The organism is Exiguobacterium sp. s140, assembly GCF_018617035.1.
GTDB lineage: Bacteria > Bacillota > Bacilli > Exiguobacteriales > Exiguobacteriaceae > Exiguobacterium > Exiguobacterium profundum.
Map to the genome: position 1 here is coordinate 208060 of NZ_JACSJK010000003.1, position 20481 is coordinate 228540.

Below are 20481 nucleotides of genomic sequence, written 5' to 3' on the forward strand. Positions count from 1 at the left end.
GTCTCTTTTCTCGTTATTTAGGAAACTAGATTAAATCTTCTCTGAGATTGCTCTCAAATACCCGCTCAGTGAGACCATCATTTGTAAAGTGATACAAGTTCCCTTGTTGGTCTACTTGAAAGAGGGCATCATGAAAGTCTCTTTTCTCCAACCTGGTGACAGTAGTGAAAAAGACATTGTCAGGGTTTTTTATATCCGTGACTAGCAAGTCTTTATACAATGTCTGCTCGTCAGAAACAACCACGATATATGGTATTTCTCGTTGCATCTTTAATCGGTACGAGTTCGAGTTCCGCTTGTGATAACTTATCTTATGCAGAACAGATAACGGTTGACTTGAATAATCATCGATTAAAAATTCTTGGACTCTCCCGAAGAGAGAACGAATCTCACCATCAGCATTCAACCGACGAATGTAATATTCATAGGTGGTATCGTGAAGCATGTTCCGAAGGCGTTCCGCCGGTGCAATCCCGAAGTCATGATACTGATACAAGAGCCGTAGAATCTTTGCTTTTGTGTCATTTTGGTAAACCATGTCTGGAATCAGCTCTTCGAACACGAGATGTAATAGTTCCTCACGGGAACCGATATGCATATCAAACCCTTCTCCGAAGACATCAATGATTGTTTGAGATGCGGTGAATCTCACGATATCTTTTCTCGATTCGAGATTCCGGTTTGTCTGAGTGACGAATAGCACGACAATCTTCTTCTCCTTCTCATTGTATTCTTGAGAACGAAAGAAATCTCGGTAATGATTCCATTTGTCTATCAACTGTTTCTGGCTCTCTGTCCCCATATCCATCTCGATAAAGAAATCCGTATCAAAAATTTGAATCAATCCGTCCGGACGAATGGCGAAGTATTGTGAGACATACTTTTCGTCAAAATAGTTAAAGGTGTGCCCCAACTCATCTGCGATTGCCGAAAATTCTAAAACGAACTGATTCAAATGAACCTGGTGGTTGATAAGTCTAGGACTCATTCGCAATTCACCCGCACGATAATACCCACGTTTCACCGTTTTCGTGTCGGGGTTGAATATCTGAGCCGGCAATTGGACAGCTTCTCTTACAATATCAACACCATTCGTCGTCAGGAACAATGCGAAATTATCCACATGGAATCCCACTTTCTCGACGACACCGATTTCAACCAATTTATCCAATCGCTCACTTTCAAATTCTACGAATGAATCATAGATATCCTTATAAAGAACCCGATACGCTTGGCGCACGGTCAAACAACGGAAAAGATAAAGCTTGTGCAGGAGTTTGATATCAACCCTTTCAAGCTTATTAATCGCATCTCTCAATTCTTTGCGCATTGGCTTCTCCTCCTTTATAGAAATAATCTTTTAACTTCTTTTTCTATGTGATTTTCTTAGGATTTACAACTGTGCTTTTGTCGGACTAGAACTAAATATAGGCGTGTAGTCAAAATATAAATGATAAAATTATTAATATATTTGTTGACTTTTTGTGCAAAAATGTTTTACATTATAGACAAGAAAAAAAGAGCCGATTGATTCGACTCTTTTCTATCCAATGACACGTTTCACTGTTTTCGAAGAAATGGGTGATGAGGTTACGACTCAAACAGTCAGAGATACTTCCTCAATTTTATGAGGGTGCTTCTGGAAGTAAGCATTAATCTTTTCGATGATTCGTCCAGTTGTCTCTAAGTCCATGCGTTTGAGTTGATAATCAAGAGTAGCTCCATCATATCTATCCAATATTAACTCTACCATTTTATCGCAGATTGCGTTCGTGTTACATTGTTCCGAGGGTTCCAATCCGTTGATGGCTTCTTCCAGTAAACGTTTTGTGCCTCGTGACATTTTAGTCTTTTCTACTTTTTTAATCTGATTCATGATGGTTTTCCCCCTTCGCAAGAAGGTGAAAAATATTTTTGACTTTTGTCAAAAAAAGTGGTTTAACGAATATCTCCCCTGGGTAAATTAAGAGTAGACGAGTTGGTTTGGTCAGAACTAACGTCATCAACTGTTTTTAGTATAGTTAATTTTTTGACTATTGTCAAATAAAAATGAAAAAATTTTTTGGAGGAATACTTATGGTTAATCAAAATAATAAATGGGCGTCAGTAACAGAGGAACTCGACCAAAAAGATATTATGCGTGCAAATAAATTGATTCAAATGCTCGAAAAGGATGATGCAGTGGACAATATTCCTGCTATCGAAAAGGAATTTGATGCCATTCAATCCGAATGGAAGAACCGAATTATCACTGCAGACTTTTTAAACAAACTCTACCGTGCATTAGAAGCATTGAAATTTGCAAAAGCTCATAACGAGGGGTTGAAGATTACTCGTTCTACGCTATTCTATGAATTGATTGAGAGCCATAACTGGACTCCAGTTCAAGAACTATGGAAGGAACTTGATGAAGCTGAGGAGAAACATAAAAAGGTTCCTCAAGAAGAAATTGAACGCATTGAAGATAAATACAAGAAGACTATGGAATACATCATCACAGAGATTGGTGTCGGATACCAAGGTATCATCGAACGTGAATTTGAACGACGCATTCGAATTCTGAAGAAGCGTCTAGAGCGTGGCGTGACAACAGACTTTAGCGTTTGGTTGAGAACTGCACGAAAACAAAAAGGCTATACACTACAGCAATTGGCAGAGAAGGCAGGTCTTTCGGTCTCTTATATTCATCGCTTTGAAAAAGGGCAACGTACCGCTCCTTCAGTTACGTTGGTCGTGAAACTAGCAAAAGCACTCGATTATGACCCGACAATGGTACTCAGCATGATTGGACAAGGTGGAGCCGTAGGCGATTTCCAGACAACAAGTTCAGAACCAGTTGAGTTGCTTGAGTTATTGGGAGTCACGCCGCTCAAGGTGAACGGTAAGAAACTCGGCACCACTGAGAAAAATATGCTCTTATCCATTTTGGATTCAGTCGTGAACACGGAATGGGATGACGAGGAAATGTGGACTGAAGGAAAAGACCTCTTCATGAAGATTGTGAAACTACAGAAAAAATTGAAATCTAGCGGTACTAAGACAAAATCTAAAAAATAAACCATTATGAATATTGAACTATCAATATATCTATAGAAACTTGCTTCAATATAGAATGGCGACAGACCTCGTGGTGAATATCCACGGGGTCTTTTTATTTATTCAGCATACGACCTGTTTGGATTCATACTCTGACGCTCCTGTAGATATAATACCGAAGATTAATGTCTATCCTATCTTTCTCGATAGGTCTGATGGAAAAATAGGAAGGAGATGAACCACCATGAATCATAGCAAACCAAAAGAAAAGATTTTATTGGCGATTGGAGTCCGTACTCTTGAAGAATATTTCAAGAACGAGTTGGGAAACGAGTTTCACTTTGTCGGAACCTCAACTTACCGTGAAGGTGTTTTGAAGAACATTGAGCAAAATGCGCCAGACATCGTCATCCTCCGTGAGCAATTAAAAGGCACTGAGCGTATCAGTGAAATCATCTACAACATTCGAACGCATCATCCAGAAGTTCGAATCATTTTCGTTACCGGTTCACGAAATCCCGGAGATGCATTGTTAGCATCACTTGTGAACCTACAGATTTTCGATATTCTTGCCGAAGAAAAAGTTCCGGCAAAGAAAATCATCGACCTGGTTCGACACCCGAACCAGTATCATCATGTATCTCACTTGCAACCTAAGCCGGTCATCGATGAGTCTTCGAATGAAATTCTTTTTCAACCACCTCAAACAAGAGAGGTAGTGCGCCATGTAGAAAAAACCGTGTTCGTAGAACAAAAGGTGGAACAAAAGGAGATGGAACAATCACCAAATCCACCTGAGGTTCGTGAGAAAAAATCTAGAGGATTCTTCGGTTCAAAAAAAGAGGAACCAGTCCACGTAGACACACCGGATTCGATTCCGGATGTGGAGCCACAAGAATCTGGAAGCAAAGGGTTCTTCGGTCGAAAGTCAAAGGCTCAACCTGTTTTAAATGAAGACTACGAGAATGCAGAGCGATTAAAGCTGAAGACTCTTGAACTACAGAGAGAAGTTGACTTACACAAAAACAACCAAGAAGCCGAGGCATTTGTAAAACGAGAGCTCTCGAAAAACGGTAAACAGAAAATCTTGACATTCATCGGGAGCGAACATGGAGTAGGGAATACCCAAATCGCATTGAACACCTCTATCCAGTTGGCATTGAGCGGATATAAAACGATTTATATCGAGTTAAAAGAGAGACCATCCACGGTCGATTATCTTTACCAATTACACCGTAATATGTCCAACGGCTTGGAAGCGGCGCTATTCGGCTTAGAGACCGGTGATTACTCCGGCGTTCATAAATCGATTGTTCGAATGAAGGAAGTTATCGAACGGACAAATGGTGGAGATGTCATGCTCAATGCATATAAACTGTTCCCGAACAATTTGGACTTCTTGTTCTTTTCTCCGAGCTATACCGAGTCATCGAATGAGATTTCTGCAGGGAATCCTCAGACATTGAAAGAGCTGTGCATGCACCTGCTCTTCGAGGCAGGCTATCATTACATCATTCTTGATGCTGATATGGAAAAGAGCAATCCTTATACCGAGACGGCACTTCGCTTTGGGACACAAGTTTTCTATACGTTGACACAAGATATTTGTCATGTCGGCAATAGCGTTCGACAGGTAACTGAATACAGCAAGAGCATAAACTTGGTCGATAAACTCTATTATGTAGTAAACAAATATGAGGATTCAGAACTCGACAAGCGAGCAATCTCAGATTGGTTGAAACATGAGGTACACATGGTTGTCCCGAACACCCATAAGGACTTCGTGAATGCGAACTATCACGGCATTCCTGCTGTTTTAGGGTCGAGAAACAAGGAACTCAAAAAGGCGTTTGTTGAAATTGCTAAAACTATCGAAAACATGTAAGGAGGAGATAAGATGAAAGGTAAAAAAATTGCAATGATGTTGCTACAAGCCACAGGGGTTCTTGTTTTTTCCGGTGGATTCTATGTCTACACGCAGAAGCAAATCGAACCGGTCAAAGTATATCAATTCAGTCGTGACATCGCACCGAACACTCAGATTTCCGCTTCAGATTTAATTGAGGTTGAAATTCCTGAAAAAGCCGTGAACTCGACGTTTGAATTGTCGATGGATGACATCATCGGAAAGTACAATTCGACAAAGGTGTACAAGAATGAATATGTTGTGAAGCCAAATATCGTCAGTAAGGAAAATGTTGACCCGTTCGAAAGCCTAGACCTTTCGAAACTTCGAAAGGTATCTATTCCAGTCACATATAGTGAAGGGATTGGCGGTAACGTCAAACGTGGCGACCGAATCGATTTGATTTATGTTGGTCAAGAATCAAAAGATGGAAAATCGTACAGCTATTCAAAAACATTTATGTCGGACGTTCTTGTCTTTGCGGCAACGACATCTGAAGGTTTCGAATATCGAGACCGCACTCAAAACGTCAAAGGTGAACAGGCAGTCGAAGAAGGAAAAGAGTTGGAAGCTCAAGCTGACACTGGCGAACTTGCACAGCTCATTTTAGCCGTAACGCTCGACCAAGCCGAAGAGATTCAAGCTCGAATGAAGACGGGTAACATCCGAGTTGCGGGTCAATTCAACAAATCTGAAGAATACGATACTTCTGGTTACATCCATGGAGACTTCTCGAAAGTATTCTCAGGTGAGGGTATTGCGGAATCCAACAAATAAAAGAACCTTAACGGGTTCTTTTTTTATTGAATCAGCATACGACATTTTATGGGGAATGTTTTGACCCTTAGATGAAATAAGATATATGAAACATAAGGAAAACACGCTTTAAAAGAAGGGGGAATTTGTATGAATAATCAGGTATTACTCGCTACGGGTTATCGTCAAATAGATGAGATAGTACTGCAGTTTAGTGGATATGAATTTGTCGGTCAAATCAATTTTCGACATGAACTCATGTCTGCTGTCCAAAAGCTGAAACCTAATATGGTTATGGTGTCAGATATGTTGACCGGAAATGAAGATTTGACAGAATTATTAGCACAGTTGAAACAAGAACATCCTCAGGTTCGTTTCTTATACATGACCGTGACTCCGAAGCCGAACGACGTTTCACGCTATATGGCGCTTGGTTCACTTGTTCTCGTGGGCATTCACCCGCTCCTCATTGAACAGAGTATCGCTCCAAAACAGATTGAATATGCCATGGAGAATCCTGTCCCACGTGAAGATGTCGCATTTCTATTGAAGTATCACAGAAAGTCTGCAGAGAAGGCTCAACTTTTATTCGATGTAGAACAAGATGTCGTACAAGAGGACGTTGAGGAGGACGGATATAAGAACGTCTACAATGTGTCATCGATTAAACCAGGAACGGGAAAAAGTTTCATCTCCACAAACATCCCGAGCATCATCGCAAAATACGGAAAGAAAAAGAATGGGAAATCCCCACGTATTGCATTAGTCGAGGCAGACTTACAAAACCTATCTTTAGGTACCTTACTCTCGATTGAAGATGATGACTATAACCTGAAAACTGCGATGGATAAGATTGCAACCATCGTCGATAATGATGGAAATCTTTCTGATGATGTCAGACGTGTCGAAGAAGTGAACAAGTTCGTCCTTCAATGCTTCCGTCCGTACCATAAACTTAAAAACCTTCACGTGCTCACCGGTTCAACATTGACGATGGAAGAGATTGAGAACATCCAACCATATCAATACATCTATTTGGTTGAACTAGTCGCCTCGGAATTCGACCTCGTATTCATCGACACGAATTCATCATTGGCACACGTCACGACGTATCCGTTATTGCGGTTAGCTACCAAAACGTATTACGTATTGAACCTTGACTTTAACAATGTGAGAAACAATACCCGTTACAAGACGACACTGGAGAATCTAGATGTCTTGCATAAGGTAGAGTACATCCTGAACGAGGATTATGTTCCAGAGTATATGAAAATGTATGGCGTCGAAGAGCCGGAAGAACTCGTCTTCACGTCTGAACATGTTCGAGACAGCGGGTTCAAACTCGCAGGTACGTTACCTATGATTCCGAAGTCCGTATTCTTGAACAGACTATATGCGGCGGAGCCGATTGTACTTGATGAAGGAGAAGCACCTTATACGCTTTTGCCAAAACTCGCTTTCGCTCGAATTGCGAACCAAATTTGGGAACTCGACAATCTAGAGTGGCTCGAACACGAATACCAAAAACAGCTACAAGATTTCCGGGACGGCAAGAAGAAAAAGAATTTCTTTACACGATAATCATTCGAAGAGGTGAATGCCTCTTCTTTTTTAACTGAAAAGGGGGAGATGATATGTCCATCGAAAAGAGTTTTAGGAGCTTCAAGCAAGACATGCAAAGAATGAAGGGTGTCAAGGAAGTCGGTACCATTTACTCATTTGAGGATGCCCTTGATATTGTCAGGGAGCATCTTGGGGATAAACTGAAAGGCGACGAAGGAATTGCACGTGATGAAGATGAGAAGAAGGACAAGTCTGCTCTTCGGAAATTAATTGAAGAAGCCAAATCTGATATCCGAGATATTGTTTACGGGCGGAACATTCGAGTTCGTAATACGGAACCTGAACAGTTCATCGAGCAAGCGGCACAAGAGTTTGTCGGTTACTCCGTACTTGCACCGGCTTTTTATGACCCTGGAGTCTCAGACGTGTACTGCATTGAATATAACAACATCAGAGTGGAGCGGAATGGTGTGGACGAGGTGTATGAACATCACTTCCGTTCGCCTAAGCATTATAAAGACTTTATTGACCGTGTGCTTCTTAAAGGCGGTTCAGGTGTTGGGAAAACTATCAACAACGGTGAAAACAAGATAGTCGATGCGGAATTTTATGGAGACCGTATCATTGCGACATCCAAAGTGATTACACCAAAGGATTACTCGCTCACGTTCCGAAAACATAAAGAGTCACATGTTACACTTCCAGAAATCATCGGACAGAATGTGATGAGTCAAGAGATGGCTGATTTCTTCGGTCATATCATCAAGGGTGAATTGAACTTTGTGTATGCAGGGATTACAGGTTCCGGTAAAACGACAACAATTCGAGCCCTACTTGACCACTACGTGTCCTTGTTGAACAAGCGGATGCTCGTCCTAGAGGACACTCAAGAACTGTATCCAAAAAACAAGCACACACTGGAGATGGTCACGCATAAGAATGCCAATGAAAAGCTAAACATCGACCTCTACGACTTAGGGGTTGCCGCTCTCCGACTAAAACCTAAATATATCGTGTATGGTGAGGTTCGAGGGAAAGAGGCACAAGCGGCGGTCGAATCGGCGGAGACAGGACATGCGACCATCTTTACGATGCATGGTGGGGAGCCTATCAATATTTTGAATCGACTTGTCACCAAATATTTAATGGCGATGCCGAATCTGGGCATCGATGTAGTCGAACGTATCATCGGGAATGCTATCGACTATATCGCCATTCAGGATGATATCCCTGAAATCGGCAGACGAGTCTCCATTATCTCTGAGGTTACCTTCAATGAGGAATCCGGTCGAACGCAATTGACACCAATTTTTGAGTTTGACTTTGAAAAAGAAACATTTGTCATGTTGAACAAAATGAGCCCTGACAAAGCGAAGAGAATGTTGCGACGTGGCGTCAAACGAGAAGAAATCAAACATTTGGTTGAAGGATGGGCTTGATAGCACACCAATTAAAGACGCTTTTTCTATGATGTATCTAACCGGACATCTTAGAAAATCGTCTTTTTATATGCCAATTTTGGCGATTGAACAAGTATTGAACAAATTTGAGTGTTGAGCACGGAACAACTTCAATAAGATATTAAAAAATTCATCTGATGAGTAGGTCTGTGTTGATGATGGGCTTTCAGGAAAATGTTTGAGTTAAAAAAGGAGATGATAATATGTTGATTTTGTTTATTGGATTGTTTGTTCTTTTCATGCTCATTCTCTCCGTCATGACGTTTATGTCCCGTGATGATGAAGGTGATGAAAATATTCTTGAGATGCGAAAACGACAATCGAAATCGAGCCTTCGAGAACTGGCTCTGAAGAAGAAACTGGAGGAAATGTTAGAAGACCGTGTTGAGGTTTCAAAGAAATTTGAGACAGAGTCTAGGCTCTTTCAGGCAGGTTTAAATCTTAGTTATGGTGAGTATCGAATTTTGACGATTCTGCTCGCTCTACTTCTCCCATTGACATCGCTCTTCGTAATGAAAAGTATCTATCAATTGCCGGTCTTGGCGATAATCGGTTTCTTCTTACCAGGACAAATCATTGAGTTTTTAAGAAATCGCAGATTGTCGGTCATCGAGAAACAAGTAGGGTCATTCATCAAACTTTCGATAGAACGATATTCATCCCACGGAGACTTCGGGAAGGCACTTCGAGATACGACGGATGATTTCAAGGGGAACGAGCCATTATATTCAGAGCTTCTTCGATTGAAGAACGACTTGGATTATGGACGCCCAATCAATGAAGCGTTGCGAGACTTGCATCGTCGTGTTGGGAATCAATATCTTTTATTGTTCACAGAGTTTTATGAGATTGCCTCAAGTCTTGGAACAAAGGACGCTCGTGATGGCTTGATGAGAGAAGTTTACAAGCAATATAGAGACAATGAAAAAATTAAGAGTAAGCTACGCAAAGAGATTGCGGGTCCTAAGAGGGAATCATTTGTTGTTCTCGCGGCTATTCCTTTTGTCATGATATATCAATCGTTTACATCTGACAGCTATCTCGATTTTATGTTACACACATCAACCGGACAGATGGGCTTGACTGTGATTTTGACCATCATGCTTGCTACATTCTGGTTTATCAATAAAAAAATCGGAGCACCGATTAATTAAGGAGGGATAATTTATGATGAATATTGTTTTCATATTGGCGGGAGCATTGTTGTTCTTCTTTTTCAGTCGTTCCCTGTTCGGGATGATGTTCTCGATGGATGACTATCGAAATCATCAGAAACGAATGAGGCAACTTCAATTCACAGATGAAGGAAAAGCGAAAATCGAGGGTACAGAAAAAGCGATTGAGACGGTGACGTCGCCGGTCATTCAATATCTATTACCGTTTCTCAAGAAAACTGATACCGAGAAGTTGAAGAGAGACTTGAAAATCTCAGGGTGGGATACTTACTACACTCTAGAACAATTCGTTGCAATGCGTCTTATCCTGAAAGGGATTGCTGTCGTTTCGGGAATCCTCTTATATCAAATCGCACCATTCTTTGGTGTCGTCGGATTTCTCGTGTTCTTTTTCGGATTCTCATTCCTGATGAAGAATGCGGCGGAAGAGAATCGGAAAAAAATCTTCAATTCATTCCCGGGGTTCATTCGAATCATTCAAGGTTATTTGTCGGCAGGGATTCCTTTGGCTACTGCCATCGAAGAGTCTTTCCCTTACATGTCGCCTGAATGGAAAGTAATCATGAAGAAATTCCTAGTGAATGCGAACCTCTTATCGCTCTCAGATGCGATTGCACGTTTGAATGAAGAAATTGATATTTTCGAGATTCAAGAATTCTTCTCCTTGGTGAAATTGAACCTTGAACAAGGAATCGATATCAATGAGAGTTTCTCATCGCAACGAGAAAAAGTGTTGGACATGCAGTACGAGGTCATCTTGAACAAAATTGGACAGCGTCAAATCATGGCAACACTCGTGCAGGCACCATCACTGTTAGCGCTGTTCGTTGCATTCGGTTTGCCGACGTTCCACTCCATGATGAACCTGACCTGATAAATATGTAGAACCAAGTTTTTTAAAATATTGGTTCTATATACTTATAAAGGCAATTGAAAGAATATAAGATAACAGAAATTGAAGGCAATCGCCTAAGATTGAAAATAATGTTTAGAGAAATGGGGGATACACTATGAAAAATATGATTCAACGTGCCAAATTCGTTTGTGGCGGTGAAGAAGGAGCAACGACTACGGAGTACATCATGATATTGGCAGTTGCTCTATTAATTGCAATTCCACTCTTCTTGTTTGGTTCTGAAATTCAAGAGTTCTTGTTCGGTTCTGCTGATTCTGTAGACAAACTCGACAAAGCAAACACAAACTTCAACCCATCGGGGCTCTGATAGTATTGTGTTAGACAGGGCGAAAACGCCCTGTTTTTTTATGTCTTCAATACGACATTGTTTTATATGTATTTTCTTAGTCAGCTATCTATAATACATCAATCAAGAATGTGAGGATGGTGAGAAAATGAAGACATATGACGAAATCAAAAATAGATTGTCCGAAGAACGAGGTTCTCAGTTCATTGAATTTACAATAGCTCTCCTACTTTTTGTTGTATTCATCGCATTTACGACTGACCTGCTCATCATAGGAGGGAAACGTTTTGGAGTGAACCAAGAGGTGACAGAAGTCGTCAGGGTGTTAGGGAAGCAGGGTGGTGTTGTCAAAGACACGCCAGATGGTTATCCCGGAGGAGACGACATGTACATGACGAGCAATGAGTTGCTCACAAAGATTGAACGGAAAATGGTGAGTACCGGTTTGGGGACTCGTGACGAAGGATTGTGGCAGGTGACACTATCTGAATATGACCGGAGCGGGAATCTCGTGCGAACTGGTCGTCTCACACCAGAAACCGTATTCGATGTGGACTACATGAACTCCATGGATGTAGAAATTCGTGCATCTTATCAATGGATGGGGATGAAGCTCATTCTGGGTAACATGTCTCCGACATCCAACGTCGGAGCAGAGCGACACACAGTCTCAGAATTCAAATATGATTTTGATGAATGGAAATCTGAAAGCTATACCAAAGATGCAGTAGAAGAAGAATGGGAAGAGACTGAGGATGATTATGTGCCTGACAATGTTGAGGATGGCTCTACAGCTGAAGAAGAAACGGGAGGTGAGTTGGATGCGGAAGAAGTGGAAGACATTACGTCAGGCTCAGAAGAGCTCTGATGGGCAATTAAATCACATTCAAGAACGTATCAAAAACAAGGACGGAGTATTTAGCATAATTGCTGTAATGCTGATTTTGATTATTGCAACAATAATTGCAGGATATACGGATATCATTGTTAAGAAATGGACAATCAACGAGGTACAGGCTGTAATGGATTTGTCCGGCGGAAACACCCTTAAAAAGAATGTCGATTTGAATCAACTTTACCAAGAAAAAATTGGTGGGGCGGGCTTTCGGTCTGATAAGAGTGAAGACCAGGTTCGAGAAGAATTGAAACAAGCCGTCGATGAGAGGTACCTTGAAAAACTTGAGGAAGCATATCGCCAAGAATTGTCGAATCAAGTAAAGGTGAACGACACGATACAGAGTGTAAAACTTGAAAACGTTCGGGCTAGTTTTGACTACTCGACATTCGGGCTTGGGAAAAATAAAAGTGAACGTCCTCGACCACAATTTGCCATTGATGCTCTTGTGCGCCTTGAAGTGAACACTTCAAATCATTTCGACATCGGAGAGAATTATACATCACAAGTATTCAATTCATTTGACAATGCTAACTTCTCGGTAACTGTTGTTGATAAAGCCAATGATGGCAAACAGACGTTGTTGGTGAGAAGTGTTACTCGACTAGTGTATCGGTAAGAGCGGAGTTCCGCTCTTTTTTATCGCCCTACTTAAATTTGACTATAGTCAAAATAATAGGTAGAATTTTTATATACTATTTAGTATGGATAGAGAGGTGTATCACACTATGGAGAAAATACATGACATTGCCTCACCAATGCTTTTCACGCCTGACGTCCTTGCCGTATTCATCGCATTTCTGACATATGCGAGCATCATGGATTTAAAAACAAGGAAAATATCAGACAACTTCAATCGGATTTTCTTACTTACGGCGCTCATGTTCATGTACTTGACGAACGTGCTCGAAGTATTTTCGATTAAACGTGATAGTTGGATGATTGCAAGCTATTCGAATTATATTGGAATGGCGCTCGGATTCTTAATCCTTTTCATTCCGGCATTTATCAAAAATGTCCCGATGGGAGGAGACATCAAATTGTCAGCTGTCGTTGGTTTTTGGGTCGGTGCAAAGGCAATACCCATCATCCTTCTGTTTGCTGTTTTAAGTGGATTCACATACGTAATGACTCGGAACATGCTCTACCCATATGTTTCCCGTCAAGAGTCTATCCCGTTCGCACCTTTCATTCTGGTAGGTTCAATTTTATTCTATGGCATCGCTATTTTCGTATAAGGAGATGATTGATTTGAGACAAGTCGTAATGACAGAGTTAAATGATAAACGATATATGAAGATTTACCACATGATGAATGGTGGGGTATCACATATGGATATTTTCATCCTTGAGGATTATGAAGCACGACAGTTGTCCTCAGGAGACCTTCCTGTACAAGAAGAAGGGAAATTGATTTCAGGTGTCCATGACCGACAGCCAACGGTAGAGGAAGTAAACTTATCAAATGAAATCCTTCAGAAACGGACGGCATTTGTACTGGACACATTGGCTAAGCAAATCCATACAATTGGTAAAGAAACCTTATTGGGTGTCGTCGAGGTAGGGGGACGTTGGTTCGCACACACATCTCATGAAAACCTGAGATTCAAACGACTCGCCGAGGTGCTATTGATTAAGGAAAACCTGCCACTTGATATCGCATCGGTTCATCCGGATTTTATTCCGTGGGTCATTCAAGCATTGCCTAGTGAGAGCTTCCCAGATAAGAACAGTCATGAGACATTACAGTGTGGAGAAGGTCTCTTCCTACGACTAAAACGTCACTCGAATACCATTTTTGCAACTCTTGTAGTGATGGAAGTCAAGGACGATGTAGTCGAAAGAATCTCTGCACCGGCGGGTTTCGCAATGAAATATAAAAATGGACGATGGACAGTGTTAAATGAAGACCCTGCCTTGAAAGATAGAGTTCTTGAGGAAATGCACTTAGCATATTCACAGGTCATTGATGAGCTTCAAGAGATTCAACATGAAACCGATGATGAACAGATTTCTCAAGTGCTCCAGTAATACAAAAGGAGTCGCTCTCAAGAGCGACTCCTTTGTCTATTTAGCGACTCCTTTGTCTATTTATTGTTTGGATAGTTCTTCGTCTGCCTTGACCTTAACAACCTCTTTCTTTACGAAGTCGTAGAGTTTTTCGCTTCCAAATGCCTTTTCCTTCATATCATTCAACAACATGTCATCAGTCAGTCCGATATTGATGTATGAAATACGTCCGCTCTTATCGACGAAAAGAAGAGTAGGGACGGTTTCCACTGAAAGTTCTTTGATTGCAAGGTTCTTGATAGATTTGTTCTCATCTCCCACCAATACCAAGGAATCATGACTCCACTTTGTTTTCTTTCGATATGCCTTAACTTCCTTGCTGTCATCAATAGGATACATATTGATAACCGGAATCTCATCAGCATTCTTTTCAAGGTTCTGAATGACCGGTGCCAATTCCGTACAGACCTCACATGTTGATTTCGATACATTCACAATGTACGATTTGCCTTCAAAATCTTTTGATGAGACAGTCTTTCCATTCAGGTCTTTCCCGCTAAAGCTTGGCATTTTTCGTCCGATATTCTTCAATGCATATTCCATAGAGTAGGTATCTGGATAACTAAGCTTGAAGCGACTCATGCCTTCTTCTGTGTAATATGCTAAGATTTCTGTTGCAGATTTGGTATAGTCCACAACAAGTGGGACTTCTTTAAGCTCTACCTCAGGTTCTTCCTCTTTGACTTTATCAACTGAAGCGACTTGGTGCGAGTCATTGTCACTCGGGGCTTGTTCTTTCTTTTGGAATGTCGTACATCCTGCTCCACTCAAAACGATAGCTCCAAGCATACCCGTCAACATGATTTTCTTCACATGTCCATACTGTTTCATATCATCACTCCTTTATAGTGTGTTCCTATCTAAGGCTCACACATATTCTACTTTATTTTTTGACTATAGTCAAAAATATATCTATCGACCTCCCTTGTCTGCAGTTATACCTCGAACACCATTAGACACTCGTAATTTTGACTATAGTCAAAATTAAAATGTAATATATGCATATGAGAGCGGGTGACTGCATAGAATATTTGATGTTTGCAAAAAATCCTGCATCCAAGACGTCGCAGGTAGATACGACGAGACGAGCCACATATCGAGAAGGAGGTAGATAGATGATGGAAACAATGACATTAGACACGGCTGATATGACTCAGCTAGAACTATGGGAAATTCCTAATTTAAATGCACAAAGCCACGAACCGGAAGAAAACGATGAGTTGGAGACTTTGGATGAATACCAGGGAGAAGCGCATGAGCATGATGAGAGTAAGGGTGAGCCTGAATTCTTGGTACAGGAGGAGAAAGATAGGTATGCAGTCGAAAATGTGAAGCTTATCCACCACGTTGCCAACAAGTTTCGAAACACCAAGCTCCCATATGATGAACTCTTTTCTGTATGTACGTTAGGGTTCACAAAAGCCTTGAATGCGTTCGACAAAGGGCATGGGACTAAGTTCTCAACGTTCGCCGTAAACTGTATGCAAAACGAGGTTAAATTTTTCTTAAGAAAAGAAAAGAAATTCAGAGAGAACACTGTTTCGATGGGGATGGTACTCTCACAGGACAAAAACGGGAACGATTTTCAACTAGAAGATATCCTGAGCGAAGCGGCAAACTCCAAGCTAGAAGTACTCAGCATCGAAGATAAGTATGAGGTGACTGAGGACAAGCTTGCGATTTTAGAGGCAATTGACCAACTCACACTTCAAGAGCAATATATTATGAACTCTCGATATGGTCTGAACGGATTTAGAGTGAAAACACAAAAGACCATCGCTGAAGAAATCGAAATGAGTCAGGCGAATGTATCGAAGATACAAAAGAACTGCATCGATAAAATCAAGAGATATGTAGAATCGACATATCAAGATGAAAGAGTCTTTGTTTAATAAGTAAAATGACAACCTTACGAGTTGTCATTTTTTATATAAAAAAAGCCCTCTGACGAGAGCTTTTTTTTACTTCATCTGTTGAAGTAACGCCATGACTTGCTTTTTCAATTCTTCGTTCGAAGGGGTCGGATTATTCTCCTTGAAGTAAGGGTTCTCCATCAATGCACCATCCACATACTTCGAAGCACGATACGCATTGATATGTGACTCGATTACGACGGCAAGAGTTTTCAAATCGTCCGCTGAGCAAGGAACCATTACCTTTGTTTCAACTTTCTTCGGAACGATGAGTCCTGTTTGGTTCTCTTCTCCTGCACCCCGTTCAGCGACAAGCATGAATGGGGCTTTGGCACCAGGATGAATCTTGAATTGACGTGATTCAGATTTTCCATCAGGGCGTGCCTTGCCTTTTCTTTCTAATGTGGCGGCAGATGTGCCTCCCATTTCCGTATAAATTGATTGAGGATAGGTCTCGCCTTTCGCCTTTTCTTTTTGGGCGAGTCCGGCAATCTTCCCACTTAAGATATCCTTCGAGAGAAGGAGTGCTTTGTCAAAACTCATGAAGATGGTGATGTTATCCGTCATTCGTTCGCCTTCAGGCTTTTTGTCATCATACTTCGCAAACGTAAGTCCGAGTTTGTTGATACCGAAGAATGTGTTTAACACCTCTACGAACGTTGTCTTTCCTGAGATTTTTAACAATTGCTGTGGGTTTTGTTTTGCAAAGTTCTTTGCCATATTAAATCCTCTCCTTTGTTGGTGTTTAGTGTACCTGTTATCCTATTCTAATTGTACTTAAAATATACTATAGAGTCAATCGAATTTTGTTTATAGTCAAAAATAGAATAGTATGAATATATATGTCCAAATAGACCAAAAAGGGGGAGATACCAATCGATTTTGAATCAGACATCTCACTTCTCTTCTGGGAAAACCTAAAGGTTCAGACGTGTATTGAGGAAGAACGTCTTTACATGTATCTTGCCCTTCGCTCATTGACACCGTTTGTCCAAAAGGGGAAGATTCGTCTTCCAGAAAAGGGAGAAATACCGAGAATTCTCATGAACCAATTATTAGAAGAGTGGGGTTTGAAAGGGAAGATGTTCCGGTTCTCGGATATACAGTTGACATGCAATCCGAACGATATGATAACTATTTTTTCAGATTGGCATCAACGTCATGCCCATTTGTATTACAAAGGGGATTTTTATGTAGATATGAAGGAAAGCTTTAAAAAAATCAATCAATTATCGAAGCGAAAGCAAGCAAAATGGTCAAAAAAAGACTTTTATGCAGTTTGCTTGCAACGGGAATACCTGACCACTCTAAACCAAGAGTTTCGTACAGAAGGCGTTGGAGAGGTTGGGTGCCAAGGAATCGATATAGAAGAGGCATTCCCTCTGTCTCTCGAAATGCGGTTAGACAGGGAACTCCATCACCACCTTAAGTTCGGTTCCCATTTCGAACAGTTGACTGAGTTTGAGCTCGAATCCTTTTTGTACGACAATCTGGACTTAATTGAACCTGGATTGCGACCAATGAGTCGCCAACAAGTGTTGCCGAATGGAAGAATTGATATCATGGGGAAGGATAAGGATGGTAATATTGTTATCGTCGAAGCGAAAGTCACTTCGGATTCTGACCTTGTTTGGCAATCTCAATATTACGTAAAAGAGATGGAAAAGCTTTATGGTGAAGGAAGGGTTCGTTTCATCGCCATCGTGCCGAAATTTGTCCCACATATCATGAATGAAATCCTAGAAAAGTCCAATTGTTCCGTAATCGTTTTTAAAGGGAAGATGAAAGGTAAACGACTACAGGAGCTTAATTTGAAAATTGTACCGAAAAGGAGTGTTTTATTTGCATGAATGATGAAAAAAAGAGAACCCGGTTAAAGAAGACGGCTGTTCTAGTTACACCCTCATTTGTAAAAAGTATCATCGAACATGCATGTCGAGTTAGAAAAACTGAAATCATTGAAGCTGTTCGCCTTACAGAAAAAATGACCTTCATCTCAAAGGAAGGGCTTTGTTTTGGTGAAGAAGGCGATTATAGAGTCCTTAGAAATGGCGATGCATCAGCTGACTACATCATAAAATCAAGCAGATTTGATGTCCTGTATGAGGAGGTTCAGCAAAATCAATATCGCCGAAAAAAGGATTCATTGGCTTATAAGATTGACATGCCCTTCTACATTTTCCCAACATGGAACGATGGTGTGCCTCTATTTTCCTCTCCCGGAGGCGGGTATTTAATCATTCATGATGAAACGGATTTTAATATATGTTCATTTGAAGATTTTGAGCTCACATATGAACTTGTAGAAACAGAGTAAAGCGTGGAGCAATCTACGCTTTTTTATTATGGACGCTTTTGGGCGTGCATAGAATATATGGTTGTAGAAAATTGGAGTCGATGAATCGACCTTTATGTATATAGTTGAAAACACTTTTTATTTCAATGGGAGGTTTTATGATTATGACGATTTATTTAATCATTGTAGGCATTCTTCTGCCGTTCTTCAGTGTCTTGAAGAAAGATATCCGAAGCAAACGAAATCATGAGAAGAATGTTGATGGCGTTAAAACTGAAGTCAAAGCAGGAATTTGTATTTTTATTTCAATATTCATGATTTTGACAGGTAGCTTTAGCGACCTATTAGTGTTCTATTTTTCAACAGTGATACTGATAGCGGGTGTCGTTGATGGATGGGGAGGATATGGCAAGTCATTCTCCAAAAAATACGAATAAAACCCTAACAGAAACCTATCTGTCGGGACGGGAGGAATTATGATGAAAAAGGAATTGAAGCTTGTCCATCAAGTGGCGAAGCAAATTGAACGAGCCGGAGGCAGACTGTACTATGTCGGAGGATATGTGCGTGACCGATTGCTTGGAAGGGATTCAAAAGACATCGATGTAGAAATACATGGGGTCACGGAAGCGGAATTGATTGAGGTTCTCAAACAGTTTGGTCAGGTCGATTTTGTGGGTGAATCTTTCGGGGTTTATCTCATCAAAGGAGTAGATATTGATTTTTGTTTACCAAGACGAGAACGAAAAACAGGAGAGAAGCACACAGATTTTGAGGTCATCACCGACCCGTTTATGGGTACATTCGAAGCATCAAAACGACGAGATTTCACAATCAATGCCATTATGGAAGATGTGTTGACGGGTGAAATCGTTGACCACTTCTATGGCGTCGATGATATTGCAAATCGTGTCATAAGAGTGGTGGATAATGTCACGTTCCAAGAGGATTCGCTACGTGTCCTACGGGCATTACAATTCTCGGCACGTTTCGGATTTTCCATTGAACCTTTAACAATCGAACTCATGAAATCGATGTCACTACTTCACTTAGCCAAAGAGCGAATTTACACGGAGATTGAAAAAGGTATGGTTAAGGGACATCCGAAACATTTCGTTCACTTGTTGAAGAGCTTCCCGAATGTCATTGAAGTATTGCCATCCATTCCGTTTGCAAAGCTAAAGCTATTGTCTTCAAAAAACACCTTCGCTTTCAATGTTGCAGTGATGTCATTGGAAATGTCTGAGGACTTGGCTGAGTCATTTGTGAAAGAATTAATCCAGGACAAAAAGAATCGGAAACTCGTTGCGGTGTCTCGTCGTTTCATCCTAGATGTTCGACACTGCACCACAGCCGAAGAACTAGCATTGACCATTGCATCTCATAGACATTTCATTGATGAACATATGGACTTCATCAACCTGAATAGTATGCTACTTTTTGAAAGTACAAAAATAGATATGCTAAATCGCATGTTGAGACAACGAGCCGACATCCAATTCCACATCGATGGTGATTGGTTGATTCGAGCAGGTGTCAAACCTTCAGTCGATTTCAAGAACCAGTTGGAAAAAGCGATTTCGTTATCTATCCTTGGCATGAGGGAGCCAGAAATCATCGAGATGTTCCGAAAGGAGGTTCTCATGTGAACACAAGCCAATTAAATCAACAATTGAAAGATGTTTTATGGACAGATGAAGTGCTTGCATTGTTGATTGATGTCGGATGGAATGACGGTGGATGTCGTTCTTTAATGAAAGCCTTCTTGATTTGGTTTGATTCAGAAATGGTCATGCCTTATCAAATCGTGAAGTCTCCGGAGGAACGACATTCTGAACATGTTGTGGTTCGCATTGGTCAGGTCTTCCTGGATGGAGACGGTATTTCGACGGAATCAGAATTGATTAACCGATGGAAGTACGAAGAGCGTCTCGGAAACGTGTTCTTGAGGGGATTTGACCCCTTTAACGAACCGGCACATCGAAATGGTGAAAAACCGTACTATGTGTCAGAGTCATCGATTCAACAGATAGTTGAGTACCTTGACAAACATTTGAGTAAAAAGAAGATTTTCGAATGCTTGCTAGACTTGAATCCAGACGAGCTGTTATGTTGATTTGAATGAAAATAACAAACGGACGTGCGACTGAATGTCTAGCGTATGTATTATCGGTTTATGTTTCGGAGAAGTTGCCTTTATGCAACTTCT

The 20481-nt window shown here is 40.8% G+C and carries 22 protein-coding genes; 18 read left to right on the top strand and 4 right to left on the bottom strand.

Translation table 11 applies throughout. From position 1 onward, the window contains the following. Nucleotides 1-25 precede the first annotated feature (25 nt). Both KNO61_RS12045 and KNO61_RS12050 read right to left on the bottom strand, forming a co-directional pair. Nucleotides 26-1330, bottom strand: coding sequence for a replication-relaxation family protein (locus tag KNO61_RS12045; RefSeq protein ID WP_214688429.1), 1305 nt, complete (start codon nt 1328-1330; stop codon nt 26-28). A gap of 267 nt (nt 1331-1597) precedes the next feature. Next, entirely contained in the window at nt 1598-1876 is a 279-nt protein-coding gene (locus KNO61_RS12050; protein WP_214873478.1) for a hypothetical protein, read from the bottom strand. Between the two features lie 200 nt (nt 1877-2076). Here KNO61_RS12050 and KNO61_RS12055 point away from each other — a divergent pair, with 200 nt between their 5' ends. From KNO61_RS12055 to KNO61_RS12110, 12 genes are all read left to right on the top strand, one after another. Continuing rightward, on the top strand, nt 2077-3057 hold the full coding sequence (locus KNO61_RS12055) for a helix-turn-helix domain-containing protein (RefSeq protein ID WP_214688425.1): 981 nt from the start codon (nt 2077-2079) through the stop codon (nt 3055-3057). Between the two features lie 223 nt (nt 3058-3280). After that, the gene (locus KNO61_RS12060; RefSeq protein WP_214688423.1) at nt 3281-4921 is read left to right on the top strand and encodes a CpaE/TadZ family protein; all 1641 of its coding nucleotides are present in this window, start codon (nt 3281-3283) and stop codon (nt 4919-4921) included. Between the two features lie 12 nt (nt 4922-4933). Then, the gene (cpaB, locus tag KNO61_RS12065; protein WP_214688421.1) at nt 4934-5719 is read left to right on the top strand and encodes a Flp pilus assembly protein CpaB; all 786 of its coding nucleotides are present in this window, start codon (nt 4934-4936) and stop codon (nt 5717-5719) included. Between the two features lie 129 nt (nt 5720-5848). Then, on the top strand, nt 5849-7279 hold the full coding sequence (locus KNO61_RS12070; protein WP_214688419.1) for an ATPase: 1431 nt from the start codon (nt 5849-5851) through the stop codon (nt 7277-7279). A 92-nt stretch (nt 7280-7371) separates the two neighbouring features. Beyond that, nucleotides 7372-8700: a TadA family conjugal transfer-associated ATPase gene (locus tag KNO61_RS12075; protein ID WP_251030835.1), complete on the top strand. Its 1329-nt coding sequence runs from the start codon at nt 7372-7374 to the stop codon at nt 8698-8700. A gap of 224 nt (nt 8701-8924) precedes the next feature. Continuing rightward, on the top strand, nt 8925-9875 hold the full coding sequence (locus KNO61_RS12080) for a type II secretion system F family protein (protein WP_214688417.1): 951 nt from the start codon (nt 8925-8927) through the stop codon (nt 9873-9875). A 13-nt stretch (nt 9876-9888) separates the two neighbouring features. Further along, nucleotides 9889-10770: a hypothetical protein gene (locus KNO61_RS12085; protein ID WP_214688416.1), complete on the top strand. Its 882-nt coding sequence runs from the start codon at nt 9889-9891 to the stop codon at nt 10768-10770. A 136-nt stretch (nt 10771-10906) separates the two neighbouring features. Further along, entirely contained in the window at nt 10907-11119 is a 213-nt protein-coding gene (locus KNO61_RS12090) for a hypothetical protein (protein ID WP_214688415.1), read from the top strand. A gap of 127 nt (nt 11120-11246) precedes the next feature. Continuing rightward, nucleotides 11247-11966: a hypothetical protein gene (locus KNO61_RS12095; protein ID WP_214873480.1), complete on the top strand. Its 720-nt coding sequence runs from the start codon at nt 11247-11249 to the stop codon at nt 11964-11966. Then, nucleotides 11920-12612 (top strand): hypothetical protein, encoded by a 693-nt coding sequence (locus tag KNO61_RS12100; RefSeq protein WP_214688413.1) that lies wholly within the window; start codon nt 11920-11922, stop codon nt 12610-12612. Before KNO61_RS12095 ends, KNO61_RS12100 begins: the two co-directional genes overlap by 47 nt. A gap of 109 nt (nt 12613-12721) precedes the next feature. Then, on the top strand, nt 12722-13231 hold the full coding sequence (locus tag KNO61_RS12105) for a prepilin peptidase (protein ID WP_214688412.1): 510 nt from the start codon (nt 12722-12724) through the stop codon (nt 13229-13231). A 13-nt stretch (nt 13232-13244) separates the two neighbouring features. Next, entirely contained in the window at nt 13245-14024 is a 780-nt protein-coding gene (locus tag KNO61_RS12110) for a hypothetical protein (protein WP_214688411.1), read from the top strand. Between the two features lie 60 nt (nt 14025-14084). On the opposite strand, the gene KNO61_RS12115 is transcribed toward KNO61_RS12110, so the two are convergent. Then, a complete protein-coding gene (locus tag KNO61_RS12115; protein ID WP_214873482.1) occupies nt 14085-14894 on the bottom strand; it encodes a TlpA family protein disulfide reductase in 810 nt (269 codons plus the stop codon). A gap of 284 nt (nt 14895-15178) precedes the next feature. Here KNO61_RS12115 and KNO61_RS12120 point away from each other — a divergent pair, with 284 nt between their 5' ends. Continuing rightward, nucleotides 15179-15955 (top strand): sigma-70 family RNA polymerase sigma factor, encoded by a 777-nt coding sequence (locus tag KNO61_RS12120; RefSeq protein ID WP_251030836.1) that lies wholly within the window; start codon nt 15179-15181, stop codon nt 15953-15955. Nucleotides 15956-16024: 69 nt separating this feature from the next. On the opposite strand, the gene KNO61_RS12125 is transcribed toward KNO61_RS12120, so the two are convergent. Next, nucleotides 16025-16696 carry a hypothetical protein gene (locus KNO61_RS12125; protein WP_214688409.1) on the bottom strand — a complete coding sequence of 224 codons (672 nt, stop codon included), beginning with the start codon at nt 16694-16696 and terminating at the stop codon, nt 16025-16027. 323 nt (nt 16697-17019) lie between these two features. On the opposite strand from KNO61_RS12125, the gene KNO61_RS12130 reads away from it, so the two are divergent. The 5 genes from KNO61_RS12130 to KNO61_RS12150 all read left to right on the top strand — a co-directional run bounded on the left by KNO61_RS12130 (nt 17020) and on the right by KNO61_RS12150 (nt 20388). Then, on the top strand, nt 17020-17826 hold the full coding sequence (locus KNO61_RS12130) for an endonuclease NucS domain-containing protein (protein WP_214688408.1): 807 nt from the start codon (nt 17020-17022) through the stop codon (nt 17824-17826). Further along, nucleotides 17823-18293: a hypothetical protein gene (locus KNO61_RS12135; protein ID WP_214688407.1), complete on the top strand. Its 471-nt coding sequence runs from the start codon at nt 17823-17825 to the stop codon at nt 18291-18293. Before KNO61_RS12130 ends, KNO61_RS12135 begins: the two co-directional genes overlap by 4 nt. Nucleotides 18294-18436: 143 nt before the next feature. Continuing rightward, complete coding sequence (locus KNO61_RS12140; RefSeq protein ID WP_214688406.1) at nt 18437-18709, top strand: hypothetical protein; 273 nt, start codon at nt 18437-18439, stop codon at nt 18707-18709. 42 nt (nt 18710-18751) lie between these two features. Beyond that, nucleotides 18752-19921: a tRNA nucleotidyltransferase/poly(A) polymerase-related protein gene (locus tag KNO61_RS12145; RefSeq protein ID WP_214688405.1), complete on the top strand. Its 1170-nt coding sequence runs from the start codon at nt 18752-18754 to the stop codon at nt 19919-19921. Then, nucleotides 19918-20388 carry a hypothetical protein gene (locus KNO61_RS12150; RefSeq protein ID WP_214688404.1) on the top strand — a complete coding sequence of 157 codons (471 nt, stop codon included), beginning with the start codon at nt 19918-19920 and terminating at the stop codon, nt 20386-20388. Before KNO61_RS12145 ends, KNO61_RS12150 begins: the two co-directional genes overlap by 4 nt. Nucleotides 20389-20481 lie beyond the last annotated feature (93 nt).